1 protein-coding gene is annotated in these 1,582 nt (G+C 72.4%); it reads right to left on the bottom strand.

Annotation, left to right across the window (positions count from 1 at the left end):
• A partial coding sequence (locus ACFP2V_RS38615) for a recombinase family protein (protein WP_381221448.1) occupies window positions 1-1,427 on the bottom strand: 1,427 nt, incomplete at its 3' end.
• Between the last annotated feature and the right edge of the window lie 155 nt (window positions 1,428-1,582).

Below are 1,582 nucleotides of genomic sequence, written 5' to 3'. Positions count from 1 at the left end.
TCGGCCAGTTGTGCCCGGGTGGCCAGGGCGTCCTCCCAGTCGCGCTCCAACTGGCGGGCCACCAGGCGGTTCTCCGGCTCGACCAGTCGGTACTGGCGCCTTGCCCGGTCGCAGGCGAGGGCGGCGCGTTCCAGGCGCTGGCGCCAGATCTGGTCGACCTGGCTGCGCTGTTCCTGGAGTTGTTCGGCGGCGAGCACCGACACCTCCAGGGCGGCCGGGGCCAGTGCGCCCAGGACCTGGGAGGTGATGTAGTCGTCGAGGAAGCGTGCGGCCATCTGCTGGCAGCGCGGCTCGCCGTAGGTGTGGTGGCGCAACTGGCAGACGTAGCGGCCGATCAGGCCGTTGTGGGTGCTCTCGTAGCTGACCTGCATGCGCTGGCCACAGATCCCGCACCGCAGCAGGCCGCCCAGCAGTGCCGGGCCGTCCCGGGCGGCGCCGACACTGGCCGCCCGGGCCCGGTTGGCGGCCATCCGGTCCAGGTTGCGCTGCCACTGCTCGACGCTGATGTAGGCCGGCCAGGCGCCGTCGATGCGCACCAGCCACTGGCCGGCATCCAGGCCGCGCACCCGTCCGGAATGCTCACACCCGGGCAGGCGCCGGGCCGGATCGGTGCGGCTGCGGCCGTAGGCGTAGATCCCCGCATAGGCCGGGTTGCGCAGCATATTGACCAGGCCCTGCTGGTGCGGAGCGCGCCAGACGAGCTCGCCCCTGGCCGGCCCACTGCGCTCCCGCATCCCGATCTGCACCCGGTGCTCGACCAGGAACCGCAGCACCGCGTGCACCGTGCCCAGCTGCTCGAACAGGCGGAAGATCAGGCGCACCACGTCGCGTACCTGCTCGTCGGGGTCCAGGGCGACCTCACCGTCCAAGCGGCGGACGTAGCCCGCCGGCAGCGGGAACGCCAGCTGTCCGCGGCCGGCCTTGGCCAGCCGGCCCGAGGCCATCCGCTGCTTGATCAGGTGCAGCTCGACCTCCGTCATCGCGCCCTTCAACCCCAGCAGCAGCCGATCGTTGTACCAGTTCGGATCGTAGACCCCGTCGGCGTCGGCCAACAGCGCCCCGGCCAGGGAGCACAGCTCCACGAGCTGATGCCAGTCGTATCCGGCGCGGGCCAGCCGCGACATCTCCAGGCCCAGCACCAGTCCGACGTGCCCGAGCGTGATCTCGGTGACCAGGCGCGCGAACCCCGGCCGCTCGGCCGCGTTCGCCGCCGACCGCCCCAGATCCTCGTCGATCACCATCACCCGCGAGGACGGCCAGCCCAGAGCCTGCGCCCGCTGGGCCAGGCCGTACTGCAGCCGCGTGGACTCGCCATGGTCCGCAACCTGCTGGCGCGAGGACTGTCGCACATAGACGATCGCCAGGCGGTCACGATGCCGACCCTCGATCTTCCCCTCGTCGCGCTCACCGGTCAGCACCGCGCTCACCCCCGCCCGGGCTTCCCGCAGCCGCCTCGGCCGCGGTCACGGCCCGTTCCACCAGCCCGATCAGGGTTGTCAGTGCCTCGCGCCGGTTCGGTTCCGGCAGCAGGGCCCACAGCCGTGCTGCCCGGCCCGTCGCTGCCGCCCTCTGGGGTAGGGGC

Source organism: Streptomyces incanus, assembly GCF_042656345.1.
Taxonomy (GTDB): Bacteria; Actinomycetota; Actinomycetes; order Streptomycetales; family Streptomycetaceae; genus Streptomyces; species Streptomyces incanus.
This window is presented reverse-complemented; position numbering and strand designations above follow the sequence as displayed.